Annotated in this window: 14 protein-coding genes; 6 read left to right on the top strand and 8 right to left on the bottom strand. The window is 73.1% G+C overall.

The window, feature by feature from the left end:
• Nucleotides 1–22 precede the first annotated feature (22 nt).
• Entirely contained in the window at nucleotides 23–1,468 is a 1,446-nt protein-coding gene (locus tag ACH4OW_RS30190) for an MFS transporter (protein WP_398030972.1), read from the top strand.
• Here ACH4OW_RS30190 and ACH4OW_RS30185 read toward each other — a convergent pair.
• From ACH4OW_RS30185 to ACH4OW_RS30165, 5 genes are all read right to left on the bottom strand, one after another.
• Nucleotides 1,392–2,546, bottom strand: coding sequence for an XdhC family protein (locus ACH4OW_RS30185; protein WP_398030938.1), 1,155 nt, complete (start codon nucleotides 2,544–2,546; stop codon nucleotides 1,392–1,394). The genes ACH4OW_RS30190 and ACH4OW_RS30185 overlap by 77 nt on opposite strands.
• A 38-nt stretch (nucleotides 2,547–2,584) precedes the next feature.
• Nucleotides 2,585–4,042, bottom strand: coding sequence for an NCS2 family permease (locus ACH4OW_RS30180; protein WP_398030936.1), 1,458 nt, complete (start codon nucleotides 4,040–4,042; stop codon nucleotides 2,585–2,587).
• Between the two features lie 167 nt (nucleotides 4,043–4,209).
• Entirely contained in the window at nucleotides 4,210–6,594 is a 2,385-nt protein-coding gene (locus ACH4OW_RS30175) for a xanthine dehydrogenase family protein molybdopterin-binding subunit (RefSeq protein ID WP_398030934.1), read from the bottom strand.
• Nucleotides 6,595–6,596: 2 nt separating this feature from the next.
• Nucleotides 6,597–7,208, bottom strand: a complete 612-nt coding sequence (locus tag ACH4OW_RS30170; RefSeq protein WP_360139816.1) for a (2Fe-2S)-binding protein — start codon at nucleotides 7,206–7,208, stop codon at nucleotides 6,597–6,599.
• A complete protein-coding gene (locus ACH4OW_RS30165) occupies nucleotides 7,199–8,086 on the bottom strand; it encodes an FAD binding domain-containing protein (RefSeq protein WP_398030932.1) in 888 nt (295 codons plus the stop codon). Before ACH4OW_RS30165 ends, ACH4OW_RS30170 begins: the two co-directional genes overlap by 10 nt.
• 304 nt (nucleotides 8,087–8,390) lie before the next feature.
• Between ACH4OW_RS30165 and ACH4OW_RS30160 the strand changes: the two genes are divergently transcribed.
• The 3 genes from ACH4OW_RS30160 to ACH4OW_RS30150 all read left to right on the top strand — a co-directional run bounded on the left by ACH4OW_RS30160 (nucleotide 8,391) and on the right by ACH4OW_RS30150 (nucleotide 12,331).
• Nucleotides 8,391–10,070 (top strand): PucR family transcriptional regulator ligand-binding domain-containing protein, encoded by a 1,680-nt coding sequence (locus ACH4OW_RS30160; RefSeq protein ID WP_360139822.1) that lies wholly within the window; start codon nucleotides 8,391–8,393, stop codon nucleotides 10,068–10,070.
• Nucleotides 10,071–10,457: 387 nt separating this feature from the next.
• Complete coding sequence (locus tag ACH4OW_RS30155) at nucleotides 10,458–11,282, top strand: hypothetical protein (protein WP_360139825.1); 825 nt, start codon at nucleotides 10,458–10,460, stop codon at nucleotides 11,280–11,282.
• 173 nt (nucleotides 11,283–11,455) lie between these two features.
• On the top strand, nucleotides 11,456–12,331 hold the full coding sequence (locus ACH4OW_RS30150) for a hypothetical protein (RefSeq protein WP_398030930.1): 876 nt from the start codon (nucleotides 11,456–11,458) through the stop codon (nucleotides 12,329–12,331).
• Nucleotides 12,332–12,372: 41 nt separating this feature from the next.
• Here the strand turns inward: ACH4OW_RS30150 and ACH4OW_RS30145 are convergent, their stop codons facing one another.
• A complete protein-coding gene (locus ACH4OW_RS30145; RefSeq protein WP_398030928.1) occupies nucleotides 12,373–13,239 on the bottom strand; it encodes a GntR family transcriptional regulator in 867 nt (288 codons plus the stop codon).
• Between the two features lie 118 nt (nucleotides 13,240–13,357).
• Here ACH4OW_RS30145 and ACH4OW_RS30140 point away from each other — a divergent pair, with 118 nt between their 5' ends.
• Both ACH4OW_RS30140 and ACH4OW_RS30135 read left to right on the top strand, forming a co-directional pair.
• Entirely contained in the window at nucleotides 13,358–14,197 is an 840-nt protein-coding gene (locus tag ACH4OW_RS30140) for a (2Fe-2S)-binding protein (protein ID WP_398030927.1), read from the top strand.
• Nucleotides 14,198–14,393: 196 nt separating this feature from the next.
• A complete protein-coding gene (locus tag ACH4OW_RS30135) occupies nucleotides 14,394–15,515 on the top strand; it encodes a DUF2637 domain-containing protein (RefSeq protein WP_398030926.1) in 1,122 nt (373 codons plus the stop codon).
• 272 nt (nucleotides 15,516–15,787) lie between these two features.
• Here ACH4OW_RS30135 and ACH4OW_RS30130 read toward each other — a convergent pair whose 3' ends face one another.
• On the bottom strand, nucleotides 15,788–16,246 hold the full coding sequence (locus tag ACH4OW_RS30130; protein WP_398030924.1) for an ATP-binding protein: 459 nt from the start codon (nucleotides 16,244–16,246) through the stop codon (nucleotides 15,788–15,790).
• 131 nt (nucleotides 16,247–16,377) lie between these two features.
• On the bottom strand, nucleotides 16,378–18,120 hold the full coding sequence (locus ACH4OW_RS30125) for a pyruvate dehydrogenase (RefSeq protein WP_398030923.1): 1,743 nt from the start codon (nucleotides 18,118–18,120) through the stop codon (nucleotides 16,378–16,380).
• Nucleotides 18,121–18,160 lie beyond the last annotated feature (40 nt).

Genomic DNA, 18,160 nt, shown 5'->3' with positions numbered 1-18,160 from the left:
CCCACCGGGCACCGGCGAGCGCATGAGCGGCCGCGCCTGGGGCGTGCTGCTCGTGCTGTGCGGCGCGATCTTCCTGGAAGGCGCCGACGTCGCCATGCTGAGCGTGGCGCTGCCGTCGATCCGGGCCGGTCTCGGGCTGACCACCGGCGAGTTGCAGTGGGTGATGAGCGCGTACGTCCTCGGCTACGGCGGCTTCATGCTGCTCGGCGGGCGGGCGGCCGACCTGTTCGGACGGCGGCGGATGTTCCTGCTGCCCCTCGCGGTCTTCCTCGTCTTCTCCGGCCTGGGCGGCCTCGCGGGCGACGGCTGGACGCTCGTCCTCGCCCGCTTCGTGACGGGCGCGTGCGCCGCATTCATGACACCCGCCGGGCTGTCCGTCATCACCACCGGCTTCCCCGCGGGACGGCAGCGCACCAAGGCCCTGCTGGTCTACTCGGGCACCGCGGGCGGCGGCTTCTCGGCCGGCCTGGTCGTCGGCGGCCTGCTCGCGGCGGCCGGCTGGCGCTGGGTGTTCTTCGCCCCGGTCGTCGTGGCGGCGCTGGTCCTCGCCGCGGGGCTGCCGCTCATCCCCCGCACGCGGGGGCCGCGCCCGGCGCGTACGGGCCTGGACCTGTCCGGCGCGCTCACCGTGACCGGCGGCCTCCTCCTCTGCGTCCTGGCTGTCGAACGCGCCACGCACGCCCCGCTCGCGCAGACCCTGGCCACCCTCACCGCCTCCCTCGCCCTCCTGTTCGCCTTCGTACGGATCGAACGCCGGTCGCCGGCCCCGCTGGTGCGGCCCGGCATCCTCCGTACGCCCTCACTGGTCCGCGCCAATCTCACCGGGCTGCTGTTCTCCGCCGGGTTCTTCGGCTTCCAGTTCATCGCCGTGCTCTACCTGCGCGAACTGCGCGGCTGGTCCACACTGCACACCAGCTTGGCGATGCTGGCGATGGGCGCCGACGCGGTCCTCGCGCCCGTCCTCACGCCCCGGCTGGTGCGGAGGTTCGGCAACACGCGGGTGATCCTCGGTGGCCTGCTGCTGACGGTCGTCGCGTACGCCGCGTTCCTGCCGCTCGGCACGGACCGCGCGTACGCGGCGATGTTCCCCAGCCTCCTGCTGATCGGCGTCGCCTTCGCGCTGGTCCACGGGCCGCTGACCATCGTCGCCACGGACGGTATCGCCGCCCGCGAACAGGGCGTGGCCGGCGGGCTCCTGTACACGTCCTTCCAGTTCGGCGCGGCGCTCGGGCTGTCGGCGGCCACCGCGGTCGCCACGGCCGCCACGGGCGGCGGTGACCTGCTCGGCGCCTACCGGACCGCGCTCCTGGTCCCGCTCCTGGCCGCCGTGCTCGCCACCCTCGTGGCCCCCCGGAACCGCCCCCGCCGCGCCGCCCCGGAGCCCCGGGGCCTCACGCCACCGAAGCCGGCCCTATGCGGTCCAGGGACGCGGGCGCGTCGTGGTGGATGGGGGTGTGGGCGCCGGTGAGGGGGGCGCCGGTGCCGCCGCGGCGGTTGGCGACGATCTCGGCGGCGATGGACAGGGCCGTCTCCTCGGGGGTGCGGGCGCCGAGGTCGAGGCCGATCGGCGAGCGCAGGCGGTTGAGTTCGAGTTCGGTCAGACCGACGGCGCGGAGGCGGTCCAGGCGGTCCAGGTGGGTGCGGCGGGAGCCCATGGCGCCGACGTAGGCGACGGGGAGGCGCAGGGCGCGTTCCAGGAGGGGGACGTCGAACTTGGCGTCGTGGGTGAGGACGCACAGCACCGTGCGGGCGTCCAGGTCCTGGGTTTCGAGGTAGCGGTGCGGCCAGTCGACGACGATCTCGTCCGCGTCGGGGAAGCGGGCGCGGGTGGCGAAGACGGGGCGGGCGTCGCAGACGGTGACGTGGTGGCCGAGGAACTTTCCGGCGCGTACGAGGGCGGCGGCGAAGTCGATGGCACCGAAGACGATCATGCGGGGGGCGGGGACGGCGGACTCGACGAGGAGGAGCACGGGCTCGCCGCAGCGGGAGCCGTCCGCGCCGATCTCGACGGTGGCGGTGCGGCCCGCGTCCAGGAGGGCGCGGGTTTCGTGGACGGCGGTGCGGTCCAGTTCCGGGGGGCCGCCGAGGGTGCCGGTGACGCTGCCGTCGGGGCGTACGAGCAGCGCGCGGCCGAGGAGGTGCGCCGGGCCGCGGACGACCCGGGCCAGTGCCGCCGCCTCTTCCGAGGCGGCGGCGGCCAGGGCGGCGGTGACGGCCGCGGCGGCGTCCGCTTCCCGCCGTACCGGAGTGATCAGGATGTCGAGGACGCCGCCGCAGGTCAGGCCGACCGCGAAGGCGTCCTCGTCGCTGTAGCCGAAGCGTTCGAGGAACGTTTCCCCGGTGCGGAGCGCTTCCTGGCACAGTTCGTAGACCGCGCCTTCGACGCAGCCGCCGGAGACCGACCCGACCGCCGTGCCGTCGCTGTCGACGGCCAGTGCGGCGCCCGGCTGGCGGGGCGCGCTGCCGCTGGTGGCCACGACGGTGGCCACCGCGAAGGGTCGTCCCTGCCGGGCCCACCGGTGCAGCTCGTCGGCGATGTCCAGCATGTCGGTCTCCTTACGGGTGGATGCGGGAGGGGCGGGTGTTACTTGACGCCCAACCAGTTCTCGATGGGGTGCAGCGCGAAGTAGCCGAGGAAGATCAGAGCGAGTACCCACATGAAGGCGCCGACCTCCCGCCACTTGCCCTGCGCGGTCTTGATGGCGGTGTAGGCGATGACACCCGCACCGACCCCCGCGGTGATGTTGTACGTGAACGGCATCAGCGCCACGGTGAGGAACACCGGGATGGACACCGATCGGTCGCCCCAGTCCACGTGCTTGGCGGCACTCATCATCATCGAGCCGATGACGACGAGGGCGGCCGCCGCGACCTGGGCGGGCACGAGCTGGGTGAGCGGGGTGAAGAAGAGGCAGGCGGCGAAGAACAAGCCGGTGACGACCGAGGACAGGCCGGTACGGGCGCCCTCGCCGACGCCGCTGGCCGACTCGATGAACACGGTCTGTCCCGAGGCGCCCGCGACACCGCCGATCGCGCCGCCCGCGCCGTCGACGAACAGCGCCTTGGACAGGCCCGGCATCCGGCCCTTGTCGTCGGCGAGCTTGGCTTCCGTACCGACGCCGATGATGGTGGCCATGGCGTCGAAGAACCCGGCGAGCACCAGGGTGAAGACGATCATGCCGACGGTGATCGCGCCGATCCGGTCCCAGCCGCCGAACTCCACGTGTCCGAAGAGCCCGAAGTCGGGCCTGGCGACGGCGCTGCCGTGCAGCTCGGGCGAGGTGCCGCCCCAGTCCTTGTCGGTCAGGCCGCCGAGGGTGGTGGCGAGCACGGACAGGATGGTGCCGACGACGATGCCGATGAGGATGGCGCCGGGGACGTTGCGGGCCTGGAGCATGAAGATCAGCAGCAGGGTGACGGCGAAGAAGAGGACCGGCCAGCCGGCGAGCTCGCCGGTCGGGCCGAGCTGTACGGGGCCGCCGGTGCCTTTGCCGACGAAGCCGGCCTTCACCAGGCCGAGCAGGGCGACGAACATGCCGATGCCCATGGTGATGGCGTGCTTGAGGGCCAGCGGAATGGCGTTCATGATCATCTCGCGCAGCCCGGTGACCACCAGGAGCATGATGACCACGCCGTACAGCACGCACATCCCCATGGCCTGCGGCCACGTCATGTACGGCACGACCTGCGAGGTCAGCGCCGCCGAGACGTTCAGCCCGGCGGCCAGGGCCAGCGGCACCTTGCCGACGAAGCCCATCAGCAGGGTGCAGACCGCCGCGCCGAACGCCGTGGCCGTCACCACCCCGGCGCTCGCCAGAGTGTGCTTCTCCACGTCCGGCGTGGCCAGGATGAGGGGGTTGAGCAGGAGGATGTAACACATCGCCATGAAGGTGGTGATGCCGCCGCGCACCTCGCGCGCGACCGTCGACCCTCTGTCGGATATGTGGAAGTACCGGTCGAGCCAGGACCGGCCGGCGGGCTGGCGCGTGCCGGGGCCCGCGTCTTCCGCCGTGGTCTTCGGCTCCAGGGACTGCTGGGTCATGGTGCCTTACTCCCAAGGTTCATAGGGGCCCTCGCGTCACGCGCGCACCGCGCCGCGAGATTTGGGATGGAACGTCGGCTGCACGACCCGGGGGACGGCCCAGGTAGCGGCGGCGGGGCGGCGGTACGGCGGTGGGTGCACCGCGTACGGCCGCTCCGCCGGCGCGGCTATGTGCCGGTCAGGTGCTCCGGGCGGACCGGAGTCTTGTTCAGTTCCAGCCCGGTCGCGTTCCGGATCGCCGCGAGGACAGCCGGGGTGGACGACAGGGTGGGGGCCTCGCCGATGCCGCGCAGCCCGTACGGGGCGTGCTCGTCGGCGAGTTCGAGCACGTCGACCGGGATGGTCGGCGTGTCGAGGATGGTGGGGATCAGGTAGTCCGTGAAGGAGGGATTGCGCACCTTCGCGGTCTTCGGGTCGACGATGATCTCCTCCATCACCGCGACGCCGAGGCCCTGCGTCGTGCCGCCCTGGATCTGGCCGACGACGGAGAGCGGGTTGAGCGCCTTGCCGACGTCCTGAGCACACGCCAGTTCGACGACCTTGACCAGGCCGAGCCCGGTGTCCACCTCGACGACCGCGCGGTGCGCGGCGAAGGAGTACTGGACGTGGCCGTTGCCCTGGCCGGTGCGCAGGTCGAACGGCTCGGTGGGGCGGTGCCGCCACTCCAGCTCCAGGTCGACCGCCTCGTCCTCCAGGACGTCCGCCAGGTCGGCGAGCACCTCGCCGCCGTCGGTGACGACCTTGCCGCCCTCCAGCAGGAGTTCGGCGGTGGCCCACGCCGGGTGGTAGGTGCCGAACTTGCGGCGGCCCAGCTCCAGAACCTGTTCGCGCACGTGCTCGCAGGTGTTCTTCACCGCGCCGCCGGTGACGTAGGTCTGCCGGGAGGCGGAGGTGGAGCCCGCCGAGCCGACCCGGGTGTCGGCGGGGTGGATGGTGACCTGCTCGACGCCCAGTTCCGTACGGGCGATCTGCGCGTGGACGGTGACGCCGCCCTGGCCGACCTCCGCCATCGCGGTGTGCACGGTCGCGACCGCCTCGCCGCCGACGACCTCCATGCGGACGCGGGCGGTGGAGTAGTCGTCGAAGCCCTCGGAGAAGCCGACGTTCTTGATGCCGACGGCGTAGCCGACGCCCCGTACGACGTCCTCGCCGTGCGTGGTGTTGGACAGTCCGCCGGGCAGCGCGCGGACGTCGGCGCCCTCGGTGGTCTCCCACTGGTTCTCCGGCGGCAGCGGCATCGCCTTGACGCGGCGCAGCAGTTCGGCGACCGGCGCCGGGGAGTCGACCACCTGCCCGGTCGGCAGCAGGGTGCCCTGCTCCATGGCGTTGAGCTGCCGGAACTCGACCGGGTCCAGGCCCAGTTTCGCGGCGAGCTTGTCCATCTGTGCCTCGTACGCGAAGCACGCCTGGACGGCGCCGAAGCCGCGCATCGCGCCGCAGGGCGGATTGTTCGTGTAGAGGGCGATGGCCTCGATGTCCACGTCCTCGACCACGTACGGGCCGACGGACAGGGAGGAGGCGTTGCCGACGACGGCCGGGGAGGCGGACGCGAAGGCGCCGCCGTCCAGCACGATGCGGCACTTCAGGTGGGTGAGCTTGCCGTCCTTGGTGGCGCCGTGCTCGTACCAGAGCCTGGCGGGGTGCCGGTGGACGTGGCCGAAGAACGACTCGAACCGGTTGTAGACGATCTTGACGGGCTTGCCGGTGCGCAGCGCCAGCAGGCAGGCGTGGATCTGCATCGACAGGTCCTCGCGGCCGCCGAAGGCGCCGCCGACGCCGGAGAGCGTCATGCGGACCTTGTCCTCGGGCAGGCCGAGGACCGGCGCGATCTGGCGCAGGTCGGAGTGCAGCCACTGGGTGGCCACGTACAGGTCGACGCCGCCGTCCTCGCCGGGCACCGCGAGCCCGGACTCCGGGCCCAGGAACGCCTGGTCCTGCATGCCGAAGACGTACTCGCCGGTGACGATCACATCGGCGCGGCGGGCGGCCGCCTCGGCGTCGCCGCGCACGATGGGCTGGCGGTGCACGATGTTCGGATGCGGTACGTGCCCGGCATGGTGGTCGGTGCGGTGCTCATGGACCAGGGGGGCGCCCTCGCGGGTCGCGGACTCCTCGTCGGTGACCACCGGCAGCTCGGCGTACTCGATCCTGATCTTGGCGGCGGCACGGCGGGCGGTCTCCGGGTGGTCGGCGGCGACCAGCGCGACCGGCTCGCCGTGGTGGCGGACCTTGCCGTGCGCCAGTACGGGCGTGTCCTGGATCTCCAGCCCGTAGTTCTTCACGTCCGTGGGCAGGTCGTCGTAGGTGAGGACCGCGTACACGCCGGACTGGGCGAGCGCCTCGGAGGTGTCGATGGAGACGATCTCGGCGTGCGCGACGGTGGAGCGCAGGGTGAAGCCCCACAGCATGTCCTCGTGCCACAGGTCCGAGGAGTACGCGAACTCGCCGGTCACCTTGAGAGTGCCGTCCGGGCGGAGCGTGGAGGCGCCGATGCCCGCGTCGGCCTTGCCGCCCTGCGTCAGGTGGGTGGGTGTGCGGGTGACTCCCGTCATGGTCAGGCCCCCGTTCCGGTGGTCCGCGCGTCGCCGCGGGCGGCGGCGAGCCGTACCGCGTCGAGGATCTTCTCGTAGCCCGTGCAGCGGCACAGGTTGCCGGACAGCGCCTCGCGGATGTCCGCGTCCGACGGCTGGGCGTTGCGCTCCAGCAGCTCGTCGGCGGCGACCAGCAGGCCGGGCGTGCAGAAGCCGCACTGGACGGCGCCCGCGTCGATGAACGCCCGCTGGATCGGCGACAGTTTGACCTGCTCGCCGGTCTGCCCGTCGGCGCCGGCCGGCTTGGCCTGCCAGCGCTGCGCGGCGTCCACGCTCGTACCGGCGCCGCATGCGCCGGTGGCGCAGCCGCCGTGCTGCGCGCGCTGCTCGGCGTAGTCCGCCAGGCCCTCGACCGTGACGACCTCGCGGCCCTCGGCCTGGCCGGCCGCGACCAGGCAGGAGCACACCGGCACGCCGTCCAGGCGGACCGTGCAGGAGCCGCATTCGCCCTGCTCGCAGGCGTTCTTCGAGCCGGGCAGGCCCATCCGCTCGCGCAGTACGTACAGCAGGCTCTCGCCTTCCCATACGTCGTCGGCCTGCTGTTCGCGGCCGTTGACGGTGAAGTTCACGCGCACTGGGCGCTCCTCTCGTTGCCGCGGTAGGACTCCCAGGTCCAGCCGAGGGTGCGGCGCGCCATGATCCCTACTGCGTGGCGCCGGTACTTCGCGCTGCCGCGCACGTCGTCGATCGGGTTGCAGGCGCCGGCGGCCAGCTCGGCGAACTGCTTGGCCACGGATGGCGGAACGGGCCGCCCCGACTCCCAGAAGCCGCCCTCCTCCAGGGCCGCCGTCAGGAATTCCTCGGCGGCCCTGGCCCGTACGGGCGTGGGCGCGGCCGAGCCGATGCCGGTGCGTACCGTCCGGGTCCGCGGGTGCAGCGCGAGGCCGAAGGCGCACACCGCGATGACCATGGCGTTGCGGGTGCCGACCTTGGAGAACTGCTGCGGCCCGTCCGCCTTGGGCAGGTGCACCGCGCGGATCAGCTCGTCCGGCTCCAGGGCGTTGCGCTTGACGCCCAGGTAGAAGTCGTCGATCGGGATCATGCGGCGGCCGCGTACGGATTCCGCCTCGACCTCGCCGCCGGAGGCGAGCAGCGCCGGGTGTGCGTCGCCGGCCGGGGAGGCGGTGCCCAGGTTGCCGCCGACGCCGCCGCGGTTGCGGATCTGCGGGGAGGCGACGGTGTGCGAGGCGAGCGCCAGGCCCGGCAGCTCGGCGCGCAGGTTCTCCATGATCTGCGTGTACGGCACGGACGCGCCCAGCCGTACGGTCTCCTCGCCCACCTCCCACTCCCGCAGGTCGTCGATGCGGTTGAGGTCGAGCAGGTGCGCGGGGCGACGGTGGTCGAAGTTGATCTCGACCATCACGTCCGTGCCGCCCGCGATCGGCACAGCGGTGGGGTGCTCGGCCTTGGCGGCGAGCGCCTCCTCCCAGCTGGCGGGGCGAAGGAAGTCCATTCGAGGCTCTCTTCTGTGAATCTCCGGTGCGCCGGAGCGCCGGGGCGCCGGCTGCTGCGAAATCAGGTCGTCCGCCGCCTGCGGCAGGGACCGACGGCCCTCGGCCCGAGGGGGCTGTTCATGTCTTGTTCATGCGGTGGGGCCCAGTGAACGCGCCCCGTACCCACCGGGTGCAGTCACCGAAACCATGAAGCGGTTGGCTGGCCACGGCGCATGTCTTGTAGATTCGAACGAAAGGCGGGGCCCAGAAACCTCGCGGCATTCCACCGGCAACACAAGACAGCAAAGATCGGCGGGCGAGGTCATGCGGCTCCGCGCACTTTTGGACACCGGCACGCTCGGCCTGCGCCTGCTGGGCGGCGACGAGGAACTGGACCGCACGGTGCGCGGCGTGATGACCACCGACCTGCGCGACCCCAGCCGCTACCTGTCCGGCGGCGAGCTGGTGCTGACCGGGCTGGCCTGGCGCCGCGAGCCGGAGGACTCCGAGCGCTTCGTGCGCATCCTGGCCTCGGCCGGGGTGGCCGGTCTGGCCGCGGGCGAGGCGGAGCTGGGCTCGGTGCCCGACGATCTCGTTGTGGCATGCTCCCGTCATCGCCTCCCGCTCTTCTCCGTCGTCGAGGACGTCTCCTTCGCCTCCATCACCGAATACGTCGTGCGCCAGGTCTCCGGCGAGCGGGCCGGCGACCTGGCCGCCGTGGTCGACCGGCACCGCCGTCTGATGACCTCGGGCCCCGCCGGCGGCGGCCCCGAAGTGGTCCTCGACCTGCTCGGCTCCGACCTGGACCTGCGCGCCTGGGTGCTGTCCCCCACCGGCCGCCAGATCGCCGGTTCCACCCTGGCGGGCGCCGGCCCCGAACTGCCCGCCGACACCGCGGCCCGGCTGGCCGGCGAGCACCTGGCGGCCTCCCGCACCGGCCGCCGCGGGCCCTGCCGGGTCACCCTCGGCGGCACCACGTACTCCCTGTTCCCCATCCGCGGCAGCGGCCGGGACCTGCGCGAGACGGTGCTCTCCGACTGGCTGCTGGCCGTCGAGGCGGACGCGGGCGACTGGGCCGCGGAGCGCCTGGACCTGCTGCACGGCGTCACCCAGCTCATCGCCGTCGAACGCGACCGGCGCGACGCGGCCCGCACGGTGCGCAGACGCCTCGCACAGGAAGTCCTCGAACTGGTCCAGACGGGCGCCGCGCCCGCCGAGATCGCGGCCCGCCTGCGGGTGGCCGCGCCGGTACTGCTGCCGGGGCTGGGCACGGCGCCGCACTGGCAGGTCGTCGTCGCCCGCGTCGAGTGGTCGGGCGGGGACGTACCCGGCGGGCCGGTCGCCCAGACGCTCCTGGAAGAGGTCCTGGTCGACCCCGGCACGTTCGGACCCGACCCCTCCGACCGGATCGCCGTCGCGCACACCGGCGACGAGGCGGTGGCCCTGGTCCCGCTGCCTGCCGTACCGGACGACGACGGCGCGCGGGACGCCCGTGACGCGCCCGCCACCGGCCTCCAGGCCGACACCCTGCTGTCCGTCGTCCGCGAACCGCTGACCCGGGGACTGGCCGACGACGGCCGCCTGACCATCGGCGTCAGCGCCTCCGTGCACTCCGCCGAGGGCCTGCGCGGCGCCCTGGAGGAGGCGCGGCACGCGCGCCGGGTCGCCGCCGCCCGCTCCGGCCGGGTCTGCGCCGCGGGCCACGAGGAACTCGCCTCGCACGTCCTGCTCCTGCCGTTCGTGCCGGACGACGTGCGCCGCGCCTTCACCGCCCGCCTCCTGGACCCGCTGCGCGACTACGACCGCCGCCACCGCGCCGAGCTGATCCCCACCCTGGAGGCCTTCCTCGACTGCGACGGCTCCTGGACCCGCTGCGCCACCCGCCTCCACCTGCACGTCAACACCCTGCGCTACCGCGTCGGCCGCATCGAGCAGCTCACCGGCCGCGACCTGTCCCGCCTGGAGGACAAGCTCGACTTCTTCCTGGCGCTGCGGATGAGCTGAGCCGCGGACCGGTGCGCATCCGGCCACGATGGGATGGCCGGTTCGCGCCGCCCGCCGCCCGTGCGGTCAACGCGCCGCCGTGGTACGTGTGCTGACCGGGCGTCAGCACCGCAGCGGCCGCCCCCGGCAATTCCCGTACCGGCGTCACCCGTTCGGGCGTATCCCGGCGGCACGGCCCACCGGCGTACGGACCGCTCCGCCTCCCCCGGGGACGCCGTACGCCGCCCGTGCCAGGCCACGGCACCGGCCGTCCGGGCCGCCGGAGAGATTGTGAAATCATTCACCTTCCCCCTTGGCCGCGCCGTGTGATTCGTGCTGAGATGCGCGCACTGCTTCCAGTTCCAGCTCAATGGCGCGCTCGGGGAGGGCAATGTGGCGGACACCGCCATGTCAAGGGCAGCAGACTCCGCGGATCCCGCGGAACCGGCGCCGGATGTTCCGGCGCCCAGATCAGCGGCCGGGGCGGACGCCCTGGACCGGGCCGTGTGGCGGCTGCGCTCGCGCGGCTGCTGGGACGACGCGGCGGCCCTGCTGGAACCACACGCGGCGGGCCACCCCCCGTACGCGATCCACCGCGCCGCGCTCCTGGTGGAGCGCTGCATGTTCACCGCCACCGGCTGGGCAGCGGCCGAGGACGCGCTGCGCGCCGCCGAGGCCGTGGCGGGCGACAACGACGAACGGGGCGCGGCGGCCTGCGAACGCGGCCACCTCGCGTACGCCGCCACGGTCCTGGGCGTACGCGACCGCGCCGACGAGGCCCGCTCCGCACTCGGCAGGGCCGCCGCGCTGCTGGACCCCGCGGCACCCGGCCGCGCGCTGCTGGACTTCCGGCGCGGGCTGATGGCCGAACACGTCGCCGACAGCCCGGAGTCCGCCCGCGCCGCCTACCGGCGCGCCCACGCGGGCGCCACCGCGCACGGTGACGCCCTGCTCCTGTCCTTCACCTGGCGCCACCTCGCCGGACTCGCCCTGCGCGACGGCGAACTGGCCGAGGCCCGGCACGGGTTCGGCGAATCCCTGCGCATCAGGGAAGAGCTGGGGTACCTGATCGGCACGGCCCCGGCGCTGGCCGCCCTCGCCGACGCGGCGCCCGCCGAGGAGGCGCCCGGGCTGCGCGCCGAGGCCGCCCGCCTGCTGCGCCTCATGGGCGGCGTACCGTCCTGGCTGGCCGGGCACCTCACCCAGGCGGCCGCGTCGCCCGCGCCTTCGTAGCCGGCCCGGACGCGGCCCGCCGCACCCGCCGGCGGGCCGCGGGGACACAGCCTCTTACCCGCCCCACGCACCCCGAATTTGGCCTCAAGTCGCACTGTTTGGCGCCTACTTGGCGCTGGATCCTGGTGCGGTCGACTCCCGACCTACGGCAGCGCCTTTCAGGAGGCCACACCTTGGCAGCAGGAGCACCGCACACATCGGCCGGTTCCGACTGGGGAAAGGCGGACTTCGAGGACATCTACGACTGCCCCGATCCACGCACGTACTTCCGGACGCTGCGCCCGCTCGACTACCAGATCCCGCACCACGGGCAGCTCGTCTTCCGCACACTGACCGAGTCCCTGCAACGGCGCCGCCCCGGCCCCCCGCCGCTCCGGGTCCTCGACCTGTGCTGTTCCTACGGCGTCAACGCCGCCCTGCTCAACCACAAGCTGAGCCTCGCCGACCTGTACGAACGGTACACCGACGCACCGGACGCCACCGGTATGACGACCCAGCGGCTGGCGGCCGAGGACCGCACGTTCTTCGACGAACTGCGGCGGCCGGAAGCCGTGCGGACGGTCGGCCTCGACGCGGCCCGGCACGCGGTCGGCTACGCGGAGGCCGTCGGGCTCCTCGACGCCGGGTTCGCCGAGAACCTGGAGGCCGCCGAGCCGACCGAACGGCTGCGGCGCACCCTGGCCGGCACCGACCTGGTCACCGTGACCGGCGGGGTGGGCTACATCTCCGCCACGACCTTCGGCCGGCTGCTCGCCTGTATGCCCACCGCACCCTGGATCGCCGCGTTCGTGCTGCGGACCGTGTCCTACGAGCCGGTCGCCCGACTCCTCGCCGGAAAGGGCCTGGTGACGGAACAGCTGCCCGCGCGCACCTTCCGCCAGCGCAGGTTCGCCGACCTCGCCGAACGCCGGGCGGCCTTCGGCGCCCTCCAGGCGCGGGGGCTGGAGACCACGGGCAAGGAGTCGGACGGCTTCTACCACGCGGACCTGTACCTCTCCCGCCCCGCCGCCGACGTCGCGGCGCTCCCCCTGGAGCGGCTGCTCCCCTGAGGCGGCACGGCGTGCCCCTCCGCTCGCGGTCCGCCGCCGGCTCAGTGCGGGCGGCGGGCCGGGGACAGGTGGTCGCGGGCGATCCGCTCCACGATCGCGTACTCCCGCGCCATCAGGGCGTCCAGCAGCGCCGTGTGCTCGGACGCGGCGGCGAGCAGCTCGGCCGTGCGGGCCGCGCTGCCGCCGGTGACCGGCCACTGCGTACGGCGGTGCACGTCGCCGGCGACCTGTACGAGCCGCCGGTTGCCGGTCAGGGCCATCAGCGCGTGGTGGAAGGCGCGGTCCGCCTCCGCGTAACCGGCCCGGTCGCCGTGGGCGGCGGCCGCGACGCCCGCGGCGGCCAGCGGGCGCAGCTCCTCCCACCGCTCGGCGGGCAGCGCCCTGGCCAGCCGGAGCAGCGCCGGCACCTCCAGCATCGCGCGCACCTCGGCCAGCTCGGCGAGGTCACGGTGGGTGCGCTCGGCGACGCGGAAGCCGCGGTTCGGCGCGACCTCGACCGCGCCCTCGCCGGCGAGGATCTGCATGGCCTCCCGTACCGGGGTGGCGGAGACGCCGTACCGCGCGGCGAGCGCGGGCGCCGAATAGACCTCGCCGGGGACCAGTTCGCCGGACATCAGGGCCTCGCGCAGCGCGGCCAGCACCTGGCCCCGGACGGAGTGCCGCTGCGGCTGCCGGGGCGGTACGGCGATGTCCCGAGGGGGCACGGGCACGAACGCGGTGGCAGGGTCCGGTACGGCGGGCCGGTGCTCGTACGCGCCGTCGGGCGGTGCGGCGGCCCCGGCGTGCCCGCCGGAGCGCCCCCCCGGCCCGTCGTGGCCGGCGTGCCCGCCCCGCACGGGCTGCGAGCCGCCCTGTGCGGGCACCTGCGCCCGCAGCCGCGGCGCCGGTTCCGCTCTGCCCTGCTCCATGCGCATTCCTCCTCACGTTTTCCAGCACCATAGGCGCACCCCGTGGCAGTTCAAACCCGGCAATGATCGGGTAAGGTAAGGCTTACCTGCTAACGATCGCGATACGGTGGTGTCCCGCATGCCTCCCCTGCTCGCCGCCCGGCCGCGCGTGGAGCCGGTGGCCGGCGCCTACGCCCGGCTCACCGAGGTCTACCCCGGACTGCGGGTGTCGGAGTGGGAGACGGCACCCCCGCGCGAGGCCGGCTGGGTGACCGCGGCCGCCCTGGCCACCGAAGCCGCGGCCCGCGACGCCTTCCTGGCCTGGGACGACGCCCAGGTACTGCGGGACTACGGACAGCGGGCCCGCGCCGACGTCGTCGCCGCCTTCGCCCTGCACCGCTACGCCTGGCCCGCCTGCCTGCTGATCACCGTCCCCTGGTTCCTGCACCGCCGGGTGCCGCGGCTGCCCGTCCAGGACGTGGCCCACCACCGCGGGCTGGGCCGGATGGCGGTACGGGTCCGCTCGTTCGCCTGCCTGCCCGGCGACCCGGCGGCGGAGCTGCCCGGCGCCCGGGTCGTACCGGACGAGGAGGCCCTGCGCGGCGAGGTGCGCAGCGCGGTCGCCGAGCACCTCGGGCCGGTGCTGGACGGATTCAGGCCCCTGCTGCGGCGCGGCCCGCGCGCCCTGTGGGGCATGGCGGCTGACGAGATCGTCGAGGGCCTGTGGTACGTGGGCCACCTGCTGGGCGAGGAGACGCGCGCGACGGCCGAGCTGGCACGGCTGCTGCCGGGCGGCACGGCCCCGTACGCGGGTGGCGCCGCCTTCCGCGAGCTGACCGGCCCGGACGGCGCGGCGCTCGCCACGCGGGACCGGGCGAGCTGCTGCATGTTCTACACGCTGCGCCCCGAGGACACCTGTGTGACGTGCCCCCGGACGTGCGACGCGGATCGCATCAAGCGCCTCACCGCAACCACCTGACCCCCACACCACCCTTTCGGGTAGCCGAATTCGAACCCAACCCCGCCTCTCCTGAGGGGAGTTCGAACCGAACACACCTATCCGTAGGCCCCCATGCCTCCCTTGGCGTTCTCTTGGGCAATAACCCCCGGCGGAGCGGTCGGATTCCGCCAGGATGTCGCGCGAAACCGCGTACGCCGAGGCAAGGGGCCCCAGGATGAGAATGACCGATATATCGCTGAATTGGCTGGTTCCGGGGGTCCTGCTGCTCTTCGGCATCCTCGCCGCCGTGGTCGTGATCCGGCGCGGCAAGCACGCGGCCGAACCGGCGGCGGGCGAGGACTCCTGGGAGCGCACCGAGGAACGCCGGCGCCGCAAGGAGGCCGTCTACGGCACCGCCTCGTACCTGCTGCTGTTCTGCTGCGCCGCGGTCGCCGCCGCGCTCTCCTTCCACGGCCTGGTCGGCTTCGGCGTGACCAACCTCAACCTCACCGGAGGCTGGGAGTACCTGGTGCCCTTCGGGCTCGACGGCGCGGCGATGTTCTGCTCCGTGCTCGCCGTGCGCGAGGCCAGCCACGGCGACGCGGCGCTCGGCTCGCGGCTGCTCGTCTGGCTGTTCGCGGGCGCCGCCGCCTGGTTCAACTGGGTGCACGCGCCCAGGGGCTTCGGCCACGACGGTGCCCCGCAGTTCTTCGCGGGGATGTCACTGTCGGCGGCGGTCCTCTTCGACCGGGCGCTCAAGCAGACCCGCCGGGCCGCGCTGCGCGAACAGGGCCTGGTGCCGCGCCCGTTGCCGCAGATCCGCGTCGTACGGTGGCTGCGGGCCCCCCGGGAGACCTTCGGGGCCTGGTCGCTGATGCTGCTGGAAGGCGTACGGACGCTGGACGAGGCAGTCGAAGAAGTACGCGACGACCGGCGGCAGAAGGAGCAGAACCGTCACCGCAGGCGCGAGCAGGACAAACTCGACCGGGCCCGCATCAAGGCGATCAACCGCCAGCACCGGCACTGGACCCGCGGGCGCGGCGGACGGCAGCTGCCGCTGACGACGGGCACGCCGACGGCACACGGCGCCCCCGCCGCCGCCCAGCAGGCCGGCGCGGAACCCGCCATAGCCGCCGACCCGGAAACCCTGCCGCCCGGATCGTTCTCCGCGGGGTCCGACCCCCTGCACCCCGCCAACACCCGTCCGGCGCTGAAAGCCGTGCACGCCCCCGGCGCTGAGACCGCGGCCCCGTACCAGCGCACGGTGGACCTGACCGCCGAGGACGACACCCAGGCGCTCCCCCGGCTGGACTCGCTGGAGGAAAAACTGGCCCAGATCGAAAAGCAGTTCGGCTGACCACCGGCGGACCGAGCCCGCACCCCCGGCCCTAGGCCCTGTCGTCAAATTCCCGCCTGCCGTGCGACTCCCCCAGCTACCGCTGGGGGGACCCCCAGCACGCACGCTCGCCGCGTTGCCCTAGTAGCTCCGCTACGAGGACATCGCTGCGCCTTGCGATCGGCTCGGCTTCCGAAGGATGGATCGAAGAGCCGAGACGGAGCGCAGCGGAGTGCACCAGACGCCGCGCGGCCCGCCCTCCGGGCGGAACGACGGGATTTTGACGACAGGGCCTAGGCCGGTCCGCCGCCCAGCTCGAACCACACGCACTTGCCCACGCCGTGGGCCTTGACCCCCCACGCGTCCGCGAGGGAGTGCACCAGCATCAGCCCCCTTCCCGAGGTGCCGTCCGATGTCGGCGGGCGCAGTCTGGGGCGCCGCCCGACGAAGTCCCGTACCTCCACACGCAGCCGGTCGGTGACCGTGGCGGTCACGACGGCGCCCCCGTTCGTGTGCACGAGGGCGTTGGTGACCAGCTCGCTGATGAGCAGCTCCGCTATGTCGGTGTCTTCGGGTTCCCCCCACTGGCACATCAACTGGCGCAGCTCCGCGCGGACCGCGGCCACCGCCGTCAGGTCCGCGTGCCGCAGTTTGCGTTCCATCGTCCCGGGCAACCGGGTCCCGTTGCGGACGCCCTCGCGCCCGGCGGCCGGCCCGCCTCTGTCGTCGCGCCGCACAGACTGACGCTTCATCCTCCCCGCCCCGTACGCTTTCCGGTCCCTCTCCCTCGAACAGCTTCACGGTCATGCATGCCCACCGGACCCAAGGCCATGCGCCGGCCCGCGAGGCTGCGGGCACCCGTGCGAAGGGGTGTGCCACCGGCTCAGATTCGGGGAATATTCCGGAGGTTGGAGCGGGCCATCTGGAGCATCCGGCCGACGCCGCCGTCCAGGACGATCTTGCCGGCGGAGAGCGCGAAGCCCTGGACCATGTCCTTGCTGATCTTCGGCGGCATGGACAGCGCGTTGGGGTCGGTGACGATGTCGACCAGGGCGGGCCCCTTGTGCTTGAAGGCGTCGCGCAGGGCCCCGCGCACTTCCTTGGGCTTCTCGACCCGTACGCCGTGCGCCCCGGCCGCCCGCGCGATGGCGGCGAAATCCGGGTTGTGGTTGGTGGTCCCGTACGACGGGAGGCCGGCCACCATCATCTCCAGCTCCACCATGCCCAGCGAGGAGTTGTTGAACAGGACCACCTTCACCGGCAGGTCGTACTGGACGAGGGTGAGGAAGTCGCCCATCAGCATGGAGAAGCCGCCGTCGCCCGACATCGAGACGACCTGGCGGCGGCGGTCGGTGAACTGTGCGCCGATGGCCTGCGGCAGCGCGTTGGCCATCGAGCCGTGGGTGAACGAACCGATCACCCTGCGGCGGCCGTTGGGGCTGATGTAGCGGGCCGCCCAGACGTTGCACATCCCGGTGTCGACCGTGAAGGCCGCGTCGTCCGCGGCCTCCTCGTCCAGTACGGAGGCGACGTATTCGGGGTGGATCGGCGTGTGCTTGTCCACCTTGCGGGTGTACGCCTTGACGACGCCTTCGAGGGCGTCGGCGTGCTTTTTCAGCATCCGGTCGAGGAACTTGCGGCTCTTCTTGGGGGTGACGCGCGGGTTGAGGCAGCGCAGCGTCTCGCGGACGTCGCCCCAGACGGCGAGGTCCAGCTTGGAGCGGCGGCCGAGCCGTTCGGGGCGTACGTCGACCTGGACGATCTTGACGTTGTCCGGCAGGAAGGCGTTGTACGGGAAGTCCGTGCCCAGCAGGATCAGCAGGTCGCACTCGTGGGTGGCCTCGTAGGCGGCGCCGTAGCCGAGCAGGCCGCTCATGCCGACGTCGTACGGGTTGTCGTACTGGATCCACTCCTTGCCGCGCAGCGCGTGGCCCACCGGGGCCTTGAGGCGCTCGGCGAACTCCATCACCTCGGCGTGCGCCCCCGCGGTGCCGCTGCCGCAGAAGAGCGTGACCTTGCCGGCGTCCTCGATCATCCGGACCAGCTGGTCGATCTCCGCGTCCCCGGGGCGTACGGAGGGGCGCGAGGTGACCAGCGCGGTCTCGATGGAGCGCTCGGGCGCCTCCTCGTCGGCGATGTCGCCGGGCAGCGAGACGACCGCGACGCCGCTGAGCCCGATGGCGTTCTGGACGGCGGTCTGGAGCACCCGCGGCATCTGGTCCCGGCTGGAGATCATCTCGCTGTAGTGGCTGCATTCGGTGAACAGCCGGTCCGGGTGGGTCTCCTGGAAGAAACCGGTGCCGATCTCGCTGGAGGGGATGTGGGAGGCGAGCGCGAGCACCGGGACCATCGAGCGGTGGGCGTCGAAGAGGCCGTTGATCAGGTGCAGGTTGCCGGGGCCGCAGGAGCCGGCGCAGGCCGCCAGCCGCCCGGTGATCTGGGCCTCGGCGCCCGCCGCGAAGGCGGCGACCTCTTCGTGGCGGACCTGGACCCAGTCGATCGCGGCGGTGCGGCGGACCGCGTCCACGACGGGGTTGAGGCTGTCGCCGACGACTCCGTAGAGCCGCCGTACCCCGGCCCGCACCAGGATGTCGACGAACTGCTCCGCCACCGTCTGTTTCGCCATGTCGCTGTCGCTCCTCCGCTGCGGGGCCGGGGAGCGCGAT

Source organism: Streptomyces sp. NPDC017056 (assembly GCF_044332485.1).
Classification (GTDB): Bacteria; Actinomycetota; Actinomycetes; order Streptomycetales; family Streptomycetaceae; genus Streptomyces.
The sequence above is the reverse complement of the archived record's forward strand: the minus strand, read 5'-3'. Positions and strand labels throughout refer to the sequence as shown.